This window comes from Allosphingosinicella sp., assembly GCF_036570505.1.
In the GTDB taxonomy this organism is placed as follows: Bacteria; Pseudomonadota; Alphaproteobacteria; order Sphingomonadales; family Sphingomonadaceae; genus Allosphingosinicella.
Genome location: NZ_DATCYB010000036.1, coordinates 1 through 14,871, shown reverse-complemented (window position 1 = coordinate 14,871; position 14,871 = coordinate 1). Strand labels below are relative to the sequence as shown.

Annotated in this window: 15 protein-coding genes; 2 read left to right on the top strand and 13 right to left on the bottom strand. The window is 67.5% G+C overall.

The window, feature by feature from the left end; all coding sequences use genetic code 11:
• Positions 1-9: 9 nt before the first annotated feature.
• The 5 genes from VIR62_RS02780 to VIR62_RS02760 are packed head-to-tail and all read right to left on the bottom strand — an operon-like array spanning position 10 to position 4,971.
• Positions 10-630: a FliH/SctL family protein gene (locus VIR62_RS02780; protein WP_431868503.1), complete on the bottom strand. Its 621-nt coding sequence runs from the start codon at positions 628-630 to the stop codon at positions 10-12.
• Positions 623-1,660 (bottom strand): flagellar motor switch protein FliG, encoded by a 1,038-nt coding sequence (fliG, locus tag VIR62_RS02775; protein WP_431868502.1) that lies wholly within the window; start codon positions 1,658-1,660, stop codon positions 623-625. Before fliG ends, VIR62_RS02780 begins: the two co-directional genes overlap by 8 nt.
• A complete protein-coding gene (gene fliF / locus VIR62_RS02770) occupies positions 1,653-3,386 on the bottom strand; it encodes a flagellar basal-body MS-ring/collar protein FliF (RefSeq protein ID WP_431868500.1) in 1,734 nt (577 codons plus the stop codon). The genes fliG and fliF overlap by 8 nt, the downstream gene beginning before the upstream one ends.
• Before the next feature lies 1 nt (position 3,387).
• Positions 3,388-3,738, bottom strand: coding sequence for a flagellar hook-basal body complex protein FliE (fliE, locus tag VIR62_RS02765; RefSeq protein ID WP_431868499.1), 351 nt, complete (start codon positions 3,736-3,738; stop codon positions 3,388-3,390).
• A 12-nt stretch (positions 3,739-3,750) separates the two neighbouring features.
• The gene (locus tag VIR62_RS02760) at positions 3,751-4,971 is read right to left on the bottom strand and encodes a sigma-54 interaction domain-containing protein (protein WP_431868497.1); all 1,221 of its coding nucleotides are present in this window, start codon (positions 4,969-4,971) and stop codon (positions 3,751-3,753) included.
• A gap of 257 nt (positions 4,972-5,228) precedes the next feature.
• Between VIR62_RS02760 and VIR62_RS02755 the strand changes: the two genes are divergently transcribed.
• Together VIR62_RS02755 and VIR62_RS02750 are read left to right on the top strand one after the other, a co-directional pair.
• A complete protein-coding gene (locus VIR62_RS02755) occupies positions 5,229-6,047 on the top strand; it encodes a flagellin (RefSeq protein ID WP_431868495.1) in 819 nt (272 codons plus the stop codon).
• Positions 6,048-6,176: 129 nt separating this feature from the next.
• Entirely contained in the window at positions 6,177-6,641 is a 465-nt protein-coding gene (locus VIR62_RS02750) for an AAC(3)-I family aminoglycoside N-acetyltransferase (protein WP_431868532.1), read from the top strand.
• 24 nt (positions 6,642-6,665) lie between these two features.
• Here VIR62_RS02750 and VIR62_RS02745 read toward each other — a convergent pair whose 3' ends face one another.
• The 8 genes from VIR62_RS02745 to VIR62_RS02710 all read right to left on the bottom strand — a co-directional run bounded on the left by VIR62_RS02745 (position 6,666) and on the right by VIR62_RS02710 (position 14,749).
• Positions 6,666-9,047, bottom strand: a complete 2,382-nt coding sequence (locus VIR62_RS02745; RefSeq protein ID WP_431868493.1) for an HAD family hydrolase — start codon at positions 9,045-9,047, stop codon at positions 6,666-6,668.
• Between the two features lie 21 nt (positions 9,048-9,068).
• Positions 9,069-9,800: a sigma-70 family RNA polymerase sigma factor gene (locus VIR62_RS02740; protein ID WP_431868491.1), complete on the bottom strand. Its 732-nt coding sequence runs from the start codon at positions 9,798-9,800 to the stop codon at positions 9,069-9,071.
• Positions 9,787-10,608: an AAA family ATPase gene (locus VIR62_RS02735; RefSeq protein ID WP_431868489.1), complete on the bottom strand. Its 822-nt coding sequence runs from the start codon at positions 10,606-10,608 to the stop codon at positions 9,787-9,789. Before VIR62_RS02735 ends, VIR62_RS02740 begins: the two co-directional genes overlap by 14 nt.
• Positions 10,605-12,704, bottom strand: a complete 2,100-nt coding sequence (gene flhA, locus VIR62_RS02730; RefSeq protein ID WP_431868488.1) for a flagellar biosynthesis protein FlhA — start codon at positions 12,702-12,704, stop codon at positions 10,605-10,607. The genes VIR62_RS02735 and flhA overlap by 4 nt, the downstream gene beginning before the upstream one ends.
• A gap of 3 nt (positions 12,705-12,707) precedes the next feature.
• Positions 12,708-13,496, bottom strand: coding sequence for a transglycosylase SLT domain-containing protein (locus VIR62_RS02725; protein ID WP_431868486.1), 789 nt, complete (start codon positions 13,494-13,496; stop codon positions 12,708-12,710).
• A gap of 73 nt (positions 13,497-13,569) precedes the next feature.
• Positions 13,570-13,890 carry a hypothetical protein gene (locus tag VIR62_RS02720; protein ID WP_431868485.1) on the bottom strand — a complete coding sequence of 107 codons (321 nt, stop codon included), beginning with the start codon at positions 13,888-13,890 and terminating at the stop codon, positions 13,570-13,572.
• On the bottom strand, positions 13,887-14,174 hold the full coding sequence (gene flgM / locus VIR62_RS02715) for a flagellar biosynthesis anti-sigma factor FlgM (protein WP_431868483.1): 288 nt from the start codon (positions 14,172-14,174) through the stop codon (positions 13,887-13,889). The genes VIR62_RS02720 and flgM overlap by 4 nt, the downstream gene beginning before the upstream one ends.
• Before the next feature lie 71 nt (positions 14,175-14,245).
• The gene (locus VIR62_RS02710) at positions 14,246-14,749 is read right to left on the bottom strand and encodes a flagella basal body P-ring formation protein FlgA (RefSeq protein WP_431868481.1); all 504 of its coding nucleotides are present in this window, start codon (positions 14,747-14,749) and stop codon (positions 14,246-14,248) included.
• Positions 14,750-14,871 lie beyond the last annotated feature (122 nt).

The window sequence follows — 14,871 nt, the reverse complement described above, 5'->3', positions numbered from 1 at the left end:
TGGAATGGGTCACCGGTTGGTTCCGAAGGAATCGAGCGCGGCACGGAGCCTTTCGAGCCGCACGGCCGGGCCGTCCTCGATCCAGCCGTCGCCGGTATCGAGCATGATCGACCCCCTCCTAAGCGACGCGTCGCCAACCAGGGATACGGGGATGCGCGCGGGCTCGAGCAGCGCGATGTCGTCAGGGTGAACCCGGAGCTTGGCCGGTTCGGTATCTTCGCCGATCAGCTTGGCCGCGATCTCGGCGCGCTGCTGCAGCAGCGTCTTGTCGATATCGACCGACCCGACAATCTGGGTGACCAGCCGCTCGACGGTTTCGGCGATGAGCGCCGCCAGGGCGGAGCTCGGCTCAGGCCTCAGCTCCTCCAGCTGCTCGGCGAGGCGCGCGATCACCTGTCGCTCGCCGGCGAATTCGAGCTCGGCCGTGCGCCTGCCAGCATCGAAGCCCTGGGCGAAAGAATCGGCATGAGTGGCCGCCGCATCGGGCTGGGCCTCGTCGCGGTCGTTGGCGGTCCGTGGCGCCTCGTCCGACGCCCCCCACGGGGTGAACATCGGAAGCGAGCGATCGAGCGCGAAGCTGCCGACGCTGGCGGCGGAAGCGGTATATTCGCGGGACCAGAGGTTAGACATAGTCTTCTCCCTGGCCGGCCAGCAGGATCGTGCCGGCATCGGCGAGGCGGCGGGCGATGGCGAGCATGTCGCGCTGGGCGTCGAGCACCTCGGCCAGCCGCATCGGCCCCCGCTCCTCGATGTCGTCCTGGACGGACTGGGCGGCGCGCTGCGACATGCAGCCGTACATCCGGTCGCGCAGCACCTCGTTGGCGCCCTTCAGCGCGACAACGAGGACATCGTTCTCGACGTTGCGCAGCAGGATGCCCAGATTCTTGTCGTCCAGCTCGTTGAGGTTGTCGAAGACAAACATCTCCTCCTCGATCGTCTGGGCGAGCCGCTTGTCGACCTTCGCGACGGCCTTGATGATCCGTTGATCCGTCCCCGGCCGCGTGTTGTTCATGATCTTCGCCGCCTCGCTCGTCCCGCCGCGCAAGGGGGCGGGCGAGGACGACGGCCGCGTCGCCTGCTCGGCGAGAATGCGCTCCAACTCGTCGAGGGCCTCGGACGTGACTTCGCCGAGGGTCGCGACGCGATAGATGACGTCGGACTGCATGTCAGCCGGAAGGAGTTGGAGGACGTCCGCCGCGATGGCGGCATCGAGATGGGCGAGGACCAAAGCCGCGATCTGTGGATGCTCGTTCTCGACCAGCGCCGCGATCGTCTTGGCATCCATCCAGCGAAGCGCGTTGAAGGCACGGCTGCGGGCCGGCGGCGTGATCCGGGCGAGCATCGTCGCCGCCCTTTCCTCGCCCAGCGCATGCTGCATCACCGCCCGAATGCGCGGCGTCGCGCCGAAGCCGATGGTGGTGCGAGCCTTGGCCCGGTCGAGGAAGAGGTCGAAGACGTTCTCCACCTGCTCTTCGCTGACGTCGGCGACGCCGAACATGGCGGAGCCGAGGCTCTGAACGTCGTCGGGCTCGAGACGGCTCAGCACATCGGCCGCTTCCTCATCGCCGAGGAGCATGAGCAGGATGGCGGCCGCCTCGCTGCCCTTGGGCCGCACGGACTCGGCGCCCACGGGTTCGTTCACGGGATCGGCCTCAGCCATTTTTGGCCTCCGTATCTTCATCGCCGCGGATCAGGTCGCGGACGACCAGCGCCGCGCGGGCCGGATCCTGTCGGACGAAGTTGCGGATGAGGGCGGCGCGGGCCTCATAGGTCGGCGCCATCTCGATCATGCCGAGGGTGATCTGCCCGTCGGAGTCGCCGCGGGCTTCCTGCGCGAGCACGGCGGCGATCTCACCGCCCATCCTGGTCTTGGCGGCCTTCGAGGCTTGGGCGCGCTTGGCGACGACCGCGCCGCCCTTGCGCAAGAGTGGACGGGCAAGGCCGAAGATGACGAGCGCGGCGAGCGCCAGCGCGGTCAGGTTGCGAGCGAGCATCGAGACCCAGCCGGCCTGCCACCAGCTCGGCACCGTCTCCTCGACCGGCGCGAAGCTGCGCGCGCTGAGCGCCACGACATCGCCGCGTTCGGCGCTGAAGCCGACCGCGCCCTTGATGAGCGTCTCCAGCGCGGCAAGATCTTCCTTGCTGCGCGGCTTGCCGCCTTCGGGGTTCTTGAGGGCGACCGCGACGGTCAGGCGCTTGACCTGGCCCGGTTGGCTGTGGGTGACGGATACCTCGCGGCCGACCGCGAAGCTGCGGGTATAATTTTCGGTCTTCTTGAGCGGCTCGGCCACCGTTTCGCCGCCCTCCGCGATCGCCGGAGTGACGGCGGCGCCCGGCGAGGCCACGACCTCGGCGGCCGGCGGCGCGTCGTTGGACAGCGCGCCGGGAATGCCCATCGCCTCGGCCTCGGGCTTGGCCGTCGTATAGGCCCCTTCCTCGGCGCGAAGCGTGGTCGCTTCCTCCGGGAAGGCTTCGCGGGTCGCCTGGGTCTCGGTGAAATCGACATCGGCATGGACTTCGGCGGTGAAGTTGCCGGCGCCGACGATCGGGGTAAGCAGAGTGGCGATCGACTGGCGATAGCGCTCCTCGAGCTGATTCTGGACGGCGATGCGCTTACTCGACGCTTCGGCGACCCCGCCGCCGCCGGCACTGGAGAGCAAGCGGCCGCTCTGGTCGACCACCGACACGCCATCGGGGGCGAGGCCCGGGACGGATGAAGCGACCAGGTGGACGACCGCCTGCACTTGGGCATCGCTCAACGAGCGTCCCGAGGCGAGGCGCAGCATCACCGACGCCGCGGGCTCCGACCGATCGCGGAGGAATACGCTGGGCTCCTCGACCGCGAGGTGGACGCGGGCGCTCTGGACCGCGTCGATCGCCTCGATCGTGCGCGCGAGATCGAGCTCGCGGGCGCCACGCAGCCTCTGGTCCTCGACCGCCCGGCTGGAGCCGAGGGGCAGATCGCTAATCAGCGAGTTGCCGTCCGGCGCGCTCTTGGGCAGCCCCTGCGAGGCGAGAAGCATCTTCGCCTGGTGATAATCGGTTTCGGGAACGGCGATGGCGCCGGTGTCCGGATCGACCGAATAGTTCATTCCCGCCGCCTGGAGGCTTTGGGCGATGGCGGCCCTGTCCTCGTCGGGCAGGCCGTGGAAGAGGTCGCGGCTGGGCGGTGCGCTGAAGGTCATCCAGAGGATCGCGGCGAGGCCGAGAAGGCCGACGAGCGCGATCGTCGGCAGGCTCTTGGCGACCGCCGGCTGGGCGGTGAAGGCCTTCAGCTGCTGGGCAAAGCCCGCGAAACCGGCGGCGCCGCGCGCGGCGCGGGCGGCGGCGACCGAGCGGGTCGGGGTGGCGACGATATCCGTCGGGGAGGCGGCAAGTTCGCTCATATCAGACCGGCATGCTCATGATGTCCTTGTAGGCGGACAGAAGTTTGTTTCTGACCTGAAGCGTCGCTTCGAAGCCGATGGAGGCTTTCTGGCGGGCCAGCATCACCGCGGCGATGTCGGTGGTTTCGCCTTTCTCGTACGCCGTGGTGGCGGCGGAGGATTGCGCCTGGAGCGCATTCACTTCGGCGAGCGCGCTTTGCAGAGCGTCGCCGAAGCCGGCGGCGCCCTTGGCGTCGGCATTTCCGGCAATCCCGCCCGGGCCGCCGGCGCCGGCGGCGCGCTGGAGGGCGCTGTTCTGCTCGAGAATGGCTGTCCGCATGGCGAGCAGCCGAGTGCTGTCGATGGCTGTCATGGTTTCTGTCCCTTAAGCCGCGGCCGCGCGCATGTCGGCGAGCCGGTAGCGCAGCGTCCGTTCACTGATTCCAAGCCGCTCGGCGGCGCGAAGGCGGTGACCGCCGGTCTCCGCGAGCGCGGCGCGGATGACCTCGGCCTCGGCCGAGCGGCCGATATCGCCGAGCCGCTTCGGCTCGTTGTCCTGGACCACCGGGATAGCGTCGATGCTGAGGTCGGCGGCGTCGATGCGGTCGCCTTCGCGCAACAGCATCGCGCGCTGAAGGACGTTGTCGAGCTCGCGCGCGTTGCCGGGCCAGGCATGCGCCATCAGCCGATCGAGCGCGGCCTGGGTCGGCCAGGGGATGGCGGCGCCCTCGGGCACGTGGCGGACCAGGATGGCCGCGGCGATGGCACGGATGTCGAGTCGGCGACGCCCCAGCGGCTGAAGCTGGAGCGGCAGCACGTTCAAACGCCAGTAAAGGTCGGCGCGAAAGCGGCCTTCGGCGACTTCCGAGGCGAGATCGCGGTTGGCGCAGGCGATGATCCGCACGTCGATCGGTTCGGGCCTAACGGCGCCGACCGGAAGGACTTCCTTTTCCTGGAGCGCCCGGAGTAGCTTGGCCTGGAGCGCCAGCGGCAGCTCCGAGACTTCGTCGAGCAGCAAGGTGCCGTCATCGGCCGCGCGGAACAGGCCCTCGCCTTCGGCGCTGGCGCCGGTGAAGCTGCCCTTCTGGTGCCCGAACAGCATCGCTTCGAGCATGGTGTCGGGAAGCGCCGCACAATTGACGGCGACGAACGGCCGGTCGGCGCGCGGAGAGGAGGCGTGAATGAAGCGGGCGAGGCCTTCCTTGCCGGTGCCGGTCTCGCCGAGGATCAGGGTGGTCGCGTCGCTTCCCGCGATCCGCTCGGCGAGTGCCAGCAGGCGGGCACTTTCGGGCTCGCCGCAGGCCGGGCGGTTCGCCGGACGAACGAGCTCGGCCGCGAGCGCGTGGCCGAACGCCATGTCCTCGAAACCGAAGCGGAGGCGCGCCGGCTCGGCGTCGCCGCCCAGGATCAGCGACGGCGCTCCATCGACGAACTCGATCAACAGATCGCCCGCCCTGGCGGCAGCCGCTTCGCTGATATCGAAAATGTTGGGACGGGCGACGGAACCACCTTCGCCGCCCATGGGGCGGCAGGGCAATCCCGCCCCGGTGAGCCAACGGGCGAGCGCCGGATTGGCCGCCGCCGCCATTTCGCTCAGTCCGATCATCCATCCCCCCTTGGCCCCAATTCGCCGGAAGGAAAGCAAGGCACGTGCCAAGCCGCGGAAAGGCTTTGTTTCCCATGCGACACGCGCAAGCGCGCTCACGTGCGTCACTCGCGTGTCAAAGGACCGACGCGAAACGGCGTCGGAAAGCCGACGCAAATTTTGTGATTAAAGCCCCGCTCATCGCTGCCGTTACTGGTTTCGTGGCAGCCGCGGGACATACCGGGCTCGCCTTCGATGGAGCGGGAAAGGATATTCCGATGACTGTTATCAACACCAATACCTCGGCACTTCGTGCCCAGAACGGCAGCCGCGTCGCCAACATGCAGCTGCAGACCGCCATGGAGCGCCTGTCGACCGGCAAGCGCATCAACTCGGCGAAAGACGATGCCGCCGGCCTCGCGATCGCCAACTCGATGACGTCGCAGATCCGCGGTATGAACCAGGGAATCCGCAACGCCAATGACGGCATGTCGATGGCGCAGACCGCCGAAGGCGCTCTGGGCGAAGTCGGCAACATGCTGCAGCGTATCCGCGAGCTCGCCGTCCAGGCAGCCAGCGGCACCTATTCGACCGAAGACAAGACAAACCTTCAGGCCGAGGTCAGCGAGCTTCAGTCGCAGATCACCAGCATTCTCGACAACACCGAGTTCAACGGCATCAAGCTGTTCGACGGCTCGGCCGGCGCCTCGGGCACCGTGACGATCCAGACCGGCGCCAACGCCGTCGACACCGTCACGCTCGACTTCGCCGACATCAGCGCCGACTATACCGCCGCCCTGGCCGTCAATGTGACCGCGCTCACCGCCACCGACCTCGACACGCTGTCGGATGCGATCTCCGCGGTCTCGACAACCCGGGCCGAGCTCGGCGCCTCGCAGAGCCGTCTGCAGTCGACCGTCAATAACCTGACGTCGAATGTCGCCAACCTCTCGGATGCGCGTTCGCGGATCGAGGACACGGACTTCTCCAAGGAGACGACCGAACTCGCCAAGGCGCAGGTCCTGAGCCAGGCATCCACCGCGATGCTCGCCCAGGCCAACCAGAGCAGCCAGAACGTTCTGAGCCTGCTGCGCTAATAGTAAAGCGTAACAAGAAGAGCCCCGCCGTGGTCGCCACGGCGGGGCTTTTTTACGTCTGGAGGGTTTGAATGGATGCATTGCGCGGGCTGGCAAAGCGACCTATTTTTTCCGCGAGCCATGTCAGCGATGCCCCCTCCCCCACCTTTCATCCTGCGCCTGCTCGGCTCCGACGACGTGGAGCTGATGGAGGAGATGCTGACGGTTTTCGGCGAGGCCTTCGACGAGGCGGGCACCTTCAACGACGCGCGGCCCAGCCCGGCCTATCTCGCACGCCTGCTGGGCAGCGGCCGGTTCTTCGCGCTTGCCGCCCTGAAGGATGGCGCCGTCGTCGGCGGGTTGGCCGCTTATGAGCTCCAGAAGTTCGAGCAGAAGCGAAGCGAGATCTACATCTACGATCTGGCGGTGGCCGAGCCGCACCGGCGCGAGGGCATCGCGACGGCGCTCATCCAGGAGCTCAGGAAGATCGGCGCGGAGCGCGGCTGCTACGTCATCTTCGTGCAAGCCGATCTCGAGGATGAACCCGCCATAGCGCTCTACACCAAATTGGGCGTTCGCGAAGACGTGCTGCACTTCGATATCACGACATCCTGACGGCGCTTTATCGAACGAAGCGCGTCAGGCCGCGCGTCTCATTTCCCTGGCTTCGGATCTCCATACGACAGGACGAAAGACCAGCGCGAGCAGCATAGCCTGATCGCCTGTGCCGGTGGGCGGCGGCGCGAGCGTCAGGGCGTTGCCGGAGCAGCGGAACAGTCCGGGGGCCGTTTCCTCCATGCCTTCGTGGATCAACTGGGCGGGTACGGTGGGGCCCTTCTTGCCGGGCTTTCCGAACACTTCCACGTCGTGGAATACGGCGTCCTCGACCTGTACCCACTCGCACAGGCCGCCGAGCTGGATGCCGACCGTGAAGCGCGCCGCGCCCACGGGAATGGCGGCCATGTAATAGCCGTCATGGGTCGGATGGGCGTCGATCTCGATCGCCGCCTGGCCACGTTCGTCGGCGAGGATCACGGGAACCTTCACGCCCCGCGCGCTGAAATCGCTGCTGCGAAGATCGAGACCGAGACGACTGACGCTGAACAGCGACAGGTTGAGCGGCAGGCCGTGTGCCTGAAGCTCGCCGGGCAGATACATCCGGCCGACGTCGTTGAGATAGGAGAGGCCGCGACGGCGCAGACCCTCGGCGCTCGCCTCGATGTCGAGCAGCTTGACGAGATCGTTGGTGCCGAGATTGACGTCGTGATCGAAGGTTTCGAAGATCGCCACCTCTTGGGCCTGGGGCAGGAACAGCAGCCGCGCCAAGATGGCGCCGGCCATGCGGCGCCTGCAGTCGGCATCGTCGGACGCGGGGGCGCGGACTATGCCTTTCGACGCTTCACGGGCGAAGGCCACGCACGCCTCCTGGATGCGGTCGCGGGAGTCGTTCTGCAGCCCCTTGAGACCCGCGGCCTTGCGGATCGGCTCGCCCTTGGACGAATAGTCGACCACCGACCCCTGGGCGATTGTGCACATCTGCTCGATGACGGCGATGCAGCCGCAGAGCGCGTGCAGTGTCTTCAGGTCATAGTCGCGGACGTCGAGGAAGCCACGTTTGTCATAGCCCGTCTGCGCCTCCTCGCGCAGCAGCATGTAGCGGCCGGCGACGTGGAGGTTCATGCGCTCGCGCAGCACCGGCTCGATGAAATTCTGCACCGTGCCGTTGTAGCCGAGGTCGACCAGCATGACGGCGTCGCCTTCGCGAACGCCGGCGGCCTTCAGATGCGCCATCAGCCGTCCCGCGAACTCGGCCGAGCGGGTGACGATCCTGCGGACATTGTCGGGCATGCAGGCGGCACGGCCGAAGGTGGCTTGAGCGGCGGCGCCCGAACGGCCGCCCGCGAGCTTCTTGCCCTCGCTTTCGGTGAGGAGCAGCTGCCGGGCGAGGACGTCGACCCGCTCATGCTCTTCGGCCACGGCAAGATAATCGCGGATAGTCGCTTCGTCGGTGAAGCTGGCGCGGCAGGCCGTGAACCGGCTGATCTCGATCGTGCCGGTCGCGACGTCCGGATAGGCAGCATCGAACACCTGCTTCGACAGATGGCCGTCGCGAAGGACGAACAGCGTACGCACCGGCTTACCGACCCGCTTGGCCAGTGCCTCCGCCTCATCCTTCACCCAGCCGGCGAAGGCGTGCATCAGCGGGCCCATCACGTCGTGCCCTAGCGTCCAGACGGGATCGTCGTCGGTGCGGAGCGACAGCATCGGGCGGTGAGGCTGAAAGGCAGGGATCACGGCGCGGGTCGAAGGATCGAGCACCGTCGCCGCCGCCGCTTCGAGCCGGAGCCGCTGCTCGCAGGCCGAATCGAACTGTCTGAAATGCGCGGTGCAGATGCCCAGCGCGTGGGGCGCGACCTGGTCGGCCTTGATGTTATCGCCCACATGGAGGATCGCCGCCGGGGCGACACCCAGCGCCTTGAGCACGGGCTTGAACAGGCCCTCCCCCTTGCTGAGGCCATGTTCGGACGAACAGAAGATGCGATCGATGAGGCCAAGCGCCTCCTCGCCTGCGGTCTCGCCGATCAGGCGGCGAAGCTGCGGCTCGCTGAGATAGGTATCGGAGACGATAATGATGCCGAGCCCGTTGGCCCTTGCGGCGCGCATCAGCTCGACGGTCGGTTGGAAACCATAGCAATGGTGTCCCTCGGCAATGAGCTCCTGCTCGACCGCCTCGGCGATTTGCTCCTCGCTGGCTGAGGGGCGCATCCTGTGATAGATTTCCTCGATCGAGACTTCGTTGCGGCGCTCGCTGAACTTCGCTGACTTGCGCGCCCGCTGCTCGGCCCACATACGCGGCCCAACGCCGCCGCCGGCGATTGGCAGATCAGCGAACACATCGCGCGGCGCCTGGACGTTGCGCCAGACGAGCGTGTCGAAGCAGTCGAGCGAGAGATAGCGCAGCCCGTCGGGCGCCTGGTCCAGAAGCGTGGCGAGTTCAGCGGCCCGAACGGTAACCTTCATGATGCATTTCCTTGAATGGGTTCACGCCCAGTCGGCGAGGGAGGCGCGGAGCTTGTCCAGCGCGGCTTTCTTGATCTGACAGACGCGGGCGGCGCCGACGCCCAGGGTGAGGCCGATCTCGTCCAGGTTCATCTCCTCGACGAAATAGAGCTGGAGGATCATCGCCTCGCGCTCCGGAAGCGTGCGAATGCCCGCCGCGATGGCGGCCTTGAGATTCTCGCGCTCCAGCGCCTCGTCGGCGCGGTCCTCGACATCGGCGAACCACATCGACTGGTCGGAATAGGCTTCGTCCAGCGATTCATGACGGACCGCCTGCGTCTCGTCGACCAGTTGGCGATAGTCGGCCGCCTGTAGGTCCATCTCGTCGGCCATTTCCGCATCGCTGGCGCCTCGGCCCAGCCGCGTCTCCAGCCGCGCCCGGACGACGGTAAGCTCGCGTCGGCGCGCCATCGCCGAGCGGCAGATGGTGGCATGGCGCCTCAGATGGTCGATCATCGCGCCGCGAATGCGGATGGTGGCGTAGGTCGAAAAGGCGTGGCCGCGATCCTCGAAGCCGTTGGCGGCCTCGACCAGGGCGACCATGCCGACCTGGATGAGATCCTCGACCTCCATCGCCGAGGAAACCCGGCCGTGGACGTGCCAGGCGATCTTGCGGACAAGCGGCATGTGCTGACGCGCCAGCACTTCGGGCGCCGCCTTGGCCGGCTGACGTTGATAGGTCACCGCGCCCTCGCCCGGATCAACAAGCGCCATGGACCATCTCCATGCCGAAAAAGCGGTCGCCGCCCTCGGTCGCCGGCACATCGGTGTCGGCTATCTGTCGGGCGATTCGGGTGAAAGCGGCGCTCGCCCGGGATTCCGGATAGGCTTCGAGGCAGCAGCGCTTCCTGAACACGGCGTCCCGCACATGATCGTCGCGCGGCACGGAGCCCAGATGGGTGAGCTGGATCGGCAGGAACCGCCGCACCACCTCGCTGAAATGGCGGAAGAGGGCGCGGCCGCTATTCTCGTCCTCGACCATGTTGGTAACGATCGAGACCGCGTTGCAGCCGTGATCGAGCGCCAGCACCTTCACCAGCGCATAGGCGTCCATGAAGGCGGTGGGCTCGGCCGAAAGGACGATGAGGATGAGGTCGGACGAAGCGACCAGCTCCATCGCCTCGGGATAGATACCGCTCGCCGTGTCGACGATCACATGGTCGAGCCGCGCCGCATAGGGCCGGAAGGCGTCGGCGAGGCGGCGGCGGTCGTCCCTGTCGAGGCCGGGCAGGATGCCGCTGCCGCTGTGGCCGGGCACGATATGCACGCCAGACGGCCCCTGCTGCACCACATCGTCCATGCCGCAGTCGCGCGCCAGCACGTCCGCGATCGTCGTGGTCGCGTTCATGCCGAGCAGGATGTTGGCATTTGCCATTCCCATGTCGCCGTCGACCAGCATCGTCTGCCTGCCGAGCCGCGCCAGCGCGACCGAGAGGTTGACGCTGATATTGGTCTTGCCGACCCCGCCCTTGCCGCTGGTGACGGCAATGACGCGGGCGTTCCTGTCGCGCCGCCCGCTCATGCCGCGGTCTCCAGCATCGGCTTCGACACGGCGCCGCCGACCACGGCGATCACATCCACGGGCTTACCATCGGGAATCTCCAGGAAAGAGAGCACCGGCACATCGGGCATGTGCGGTGCGAGCAGACGAGCGAGGGGGCGGCGCGCGATCGGCGAGGTGACGACCGCGAAGCGCCGCGCCTCGCCCAGCAGCGGCCCGGCGACTTCGCCGACCGCCTGCACGATCTTCTGGCCGAGGCCCGGTTCGATCGGGTGGCTGGCATCGGGCCCGGCACGCACGGCCTGGTTGAGCAGGCTTTCGAGACCGGGATCGAGCGTCAGCACCGGCAGCGGCATCTTCACCGGCACCAAAGTCTGGACGATAAGTGCGCCGATACGCTGGCGGACCCCTTCGACGAGCTGGACCGGATCGGTCTCCTCGCGCGCGGCGTCGACCATCGCCTCGGCGATGCGGCGGAAATCCTTCAGGGGCACGCCTTCCGACAGCAGCGAGCGGCAAAGCGCCGCGATCGAGGCGAGCGGCAGCGGCTGCGGTGTCAGGCCCGCGACCAGCTGCGGCGCATTCTCCTTGAGCGCGTCGAGCAGCTTCTGCGTCTCGTCCATGCCGAACAGTTCCGAGGCCGCCGACTGGACGATCTGATTGAGGTGCGTCGCGACCACCGTCGCCGGATCAACCACCGTATAGCCCGCGACCACCGCGTCGGCGCGCTGGGCCGGGTTGATCCAGACGGCGTCGAGACCGAACGTCGGGTCCTTCACCGCCTTGCCCGGGATCCTGTCGAGCAGGTCGCCGGAATCGAGCGCGAGCAGATCCTCGGGCCAGATCTCGTCCTCGGCGCAGATCACGCCGGCGACGGTGATGCGGTAGCTGTTCGGCCCCAGCGCCAGATTGTCGCGCACGCGCACCAAGGGGATAACGAAGCCGAGCTCGCGCGAAAGCTGGCGGCGGATACCCGTGATCCGCGTCATCAAGGGCGCGCCCTTGCGTTCGTCGACCAGGCCGATCAGCGCATAGCCGAGCTCCAGCCCCAGCGCCGCGCCGTCGCTGACCTCGTCCCAGCTGATCACGCTGGGCGAGACCACCGGTTCCGGCACGACCGCGGCCGCGGCTTCCTGCGCGATCCTGGCCTTGCGGAGCTTCCAGGCGGTGAAGCCCGCCAGCGCGGCGGCCGGCAGGATGATCATGTGCGGCATGCCCGGAAGGATGCCGAGGAAGGCGAGGATGGCGGCGACCGGGGTCCACGCCCGGGCCGATCCGAACTGATGGGTGATCTGGCCGGAAAGGTCGAAGGGTGATTTGACCCGGGTCACGATCGAGGCCGCCGCGATCGACAGCAGCAGCGCCGGCACCTGCGCGACCAGAGCATCGCCGATGGCGAGCAGCACATAGATTTCGGCCGCCTCGCTCAGCGAGAGGCCATGGCTCAACGTGCCCAGAACGAGACCGCCGACGATGTTGATGACGAGGATCAGCACGCCGGCGATGGCATCGCCCTTCACGAACTTGGAGGCGCCATCCATCGATCCGTAGAAATCCGCCTCGGTCGCGACCTCTTCCCGGCGAGCCTTGGCTTCCTCCGGCGTCAGCAGGCCGGCGTTCAGATCGGCGTCGATCGCCATCTGCTTGCCGGGCATGGCGTCGAGCGTGAAGCGGGCGGACACTTCCGACACGCGGCCCGCGCCCTTGGTGATGACCACCAGGTTGATGATCATCAGGATGGCGAAGACGAACAGGCCGACGGCATAGTCGCCGCCGATCAGGAAATTGCCGAACGCCTCGATGACGTGCCCCGCCGCGTCCGACCCTTCATGCCCGCTCACCAGCACGACGCGGGTGGAGGCGACGTTCAGCGCCAGCCTCAGCAGGGTCGCGAACAGGAGCACGGTCGGGAACGAGGAGAAATCGAGCGGCTTGGCGGCGTTCAGCGCCACCATCAGCACCGCTAGGCTGATCATGATATTGGCGATGAAGCCGATGTCGAGCATCGTCGGCGCGACCGGCACGATCATCAGCATGACCAGCATCAAGGTCGCGAGCGGAAGGATCGCCCCTTTGCTCGTGCTGATCCAGACATTGCGGTTCACCGCGTTCAGCATGCGTCAGGCTCCGAGCTGGGCCAGCATCAGGTAGGCCAGCCTTGCATATTGAGGGGACGGGCGGGTCAGCGGCTCGGGCGCGGTATTGAGCGCCGCCATCTGGACCGTCGGAAATTCGGGCTGCTCGCGCACGGGCGCGACGGCCGGGCGCGCGACGGGCATTTCATCGACGCCGAGCTTGGCCGCGAAGCGCGCCCGGATCTCGGCGAAGCTGCGCGGGCTGCCGTCGCGATTGTAGAACACCCAGCGATTGGCGCGCGCCGCAGCGGGAAGGATGCCGGCGGCCGGCGCGTCCGGATTGGCGTCATGGGCGCCCAGGAACTCGCGGGCTCCGCCGGCGCCGAGAAAATGCGCGAGATAGAGATCGACGCCTTCGACCGGCCGGCCGAGCCGCGATTCCAGATAATCCTTGTTGTCGGACGCGAACTCCGCCGCCATCGCGGAGGCGGCTTCGGGCTGCGTGCGCAGGTCGAGGACGGTCTGGCGAAGGCCGCCGGCTACATGGAAGCGTCCGTTCGAGCCCCGCTGGATGGCGTCGGCGGCCCAGCCGAGGCCGTGCTTCGCGCCATGCTCCTTCACCGTTCCGAGCCAGGTCTGCTCGATGAACTGGAAGAGGCCGGTGGCGCTCGACGTCCTGGCCTTCGCGGTGGGATTGAGCCCGCTCTCGATCTTCGCCTGGCCGAGCAGGTAATCGAAATCGACGCCGGTGGCCTGGGCGGCACGAAAGATGGCGCCGCCGACGCGGTCGCGCGGCACGCTGCCCCAATCCTCTGTCAATGCCGTCGGAATCATGACGCCCCCTGTTGGTCAGGAGGCTAGAAGCAACTGCCGTGCCAGATTGGGGTCAGGTTTGTTGAAGGCGGTGTTAGCGGACGAGCGCGCCGTCGCGGCCATAGCGGGCGCCGCTGGCCCCTCCGCGTAGCATATCGAGCGCGTCGATGCGGCCGCGATTGAGGTCCGTCAGAAAATTGACGCGAATGCGGGCGGCGTCGGCGAGCCGGGAGATTTGCCCGGCGCGATCCTTCACTTGCGGATTGTCGCGCCAGCTGCCGGCGGCGCGCACTTCCTCGACGGCGCGGCGCAGCCGCGCGACGCTCGCCTCGATGGCTTCGACGTCATGGCCGTCGAGCGCGCCGATCAGTTCTTCGTGGCAGCCCTTGAGCCTGTCCAGCGCGGCAAGGCTCACGCCTCGCCCCGCACCGGCAGGTCGAGCGCGATCATCTTCTCGGCGATCTTGTCGGCGTCGACCGGGTAGCGACCTTCGGCGATCGCGGCGCGGATCGCGGCCACTTTCCCGGCATCGACGGGCGCGCCCGCGGCGGCCATTTCAGCGGCCGGCGTGGCGGGCGCGGCGACGGCATCCTGGCCGATCGCATCGCCCACCTTGCCGGTGGCGGCGCTGCGTTCGAGCCCCGAGCGCGCGACGTCTATCCGTCCCGCGGCTCCAGCCTTTCCGATACCGTCAACCATTACCCGATCCTTCCATGCGAATGGGGACCCCCCGCTACGCAACCTACATACATAAACGACCGCAAGTCCGATCAATTAAATCCGGTCACGGCAACCCGTCCATCCTCGGTCACCTGACCGAAGATCGGCGCGCTCTTGCGGTCGGCGCGAAGACGAATGCGTTCGCCCGGGGCACCGTCCTCGTCGGCCACCGCGAGGGTGCTGACGGTGAAGGCGCCGCCCAATGCCACCACTTCGACCTGGTCGCCTCGGCGAATGACGGGCTCCGCCTTCGCGGCCGCCATCGAGACCGAAGCGCTGCGCGCCAGCGGAACCCGGATGCGCCAGCCGAGCGGCTCGCAGCTGATCGTCACCGCGCCAAGCCTTGGCGCATCGAACATCGTCGGAGCCGGACAAGCCGCAAGCTTCAGGCGTCGGTCGATCGGACTGGCCGGCCCTCCCGCCTCGCCGATCCCGGCGCCCAGCGCCGCGACCAGCCGCGTCTCGAGCGCGCCGAGTTCCTCGAACCCCTGCGCCGTCGCCGGCGCCGCGCACAGCGCGGACAAAAGAACCAGGCGTCGGAAAAGCGTCACCATCATCATGCTCCCAGTGTTTCGGGAGCCTTCGAAGCAACTGCCGTGCCAAATGAGGGGAGGCAAAAGAGACTCGTTGGCGCCGCTAGTCCTCAACTCGCACAATCAGCCGATGCGCCACCTTG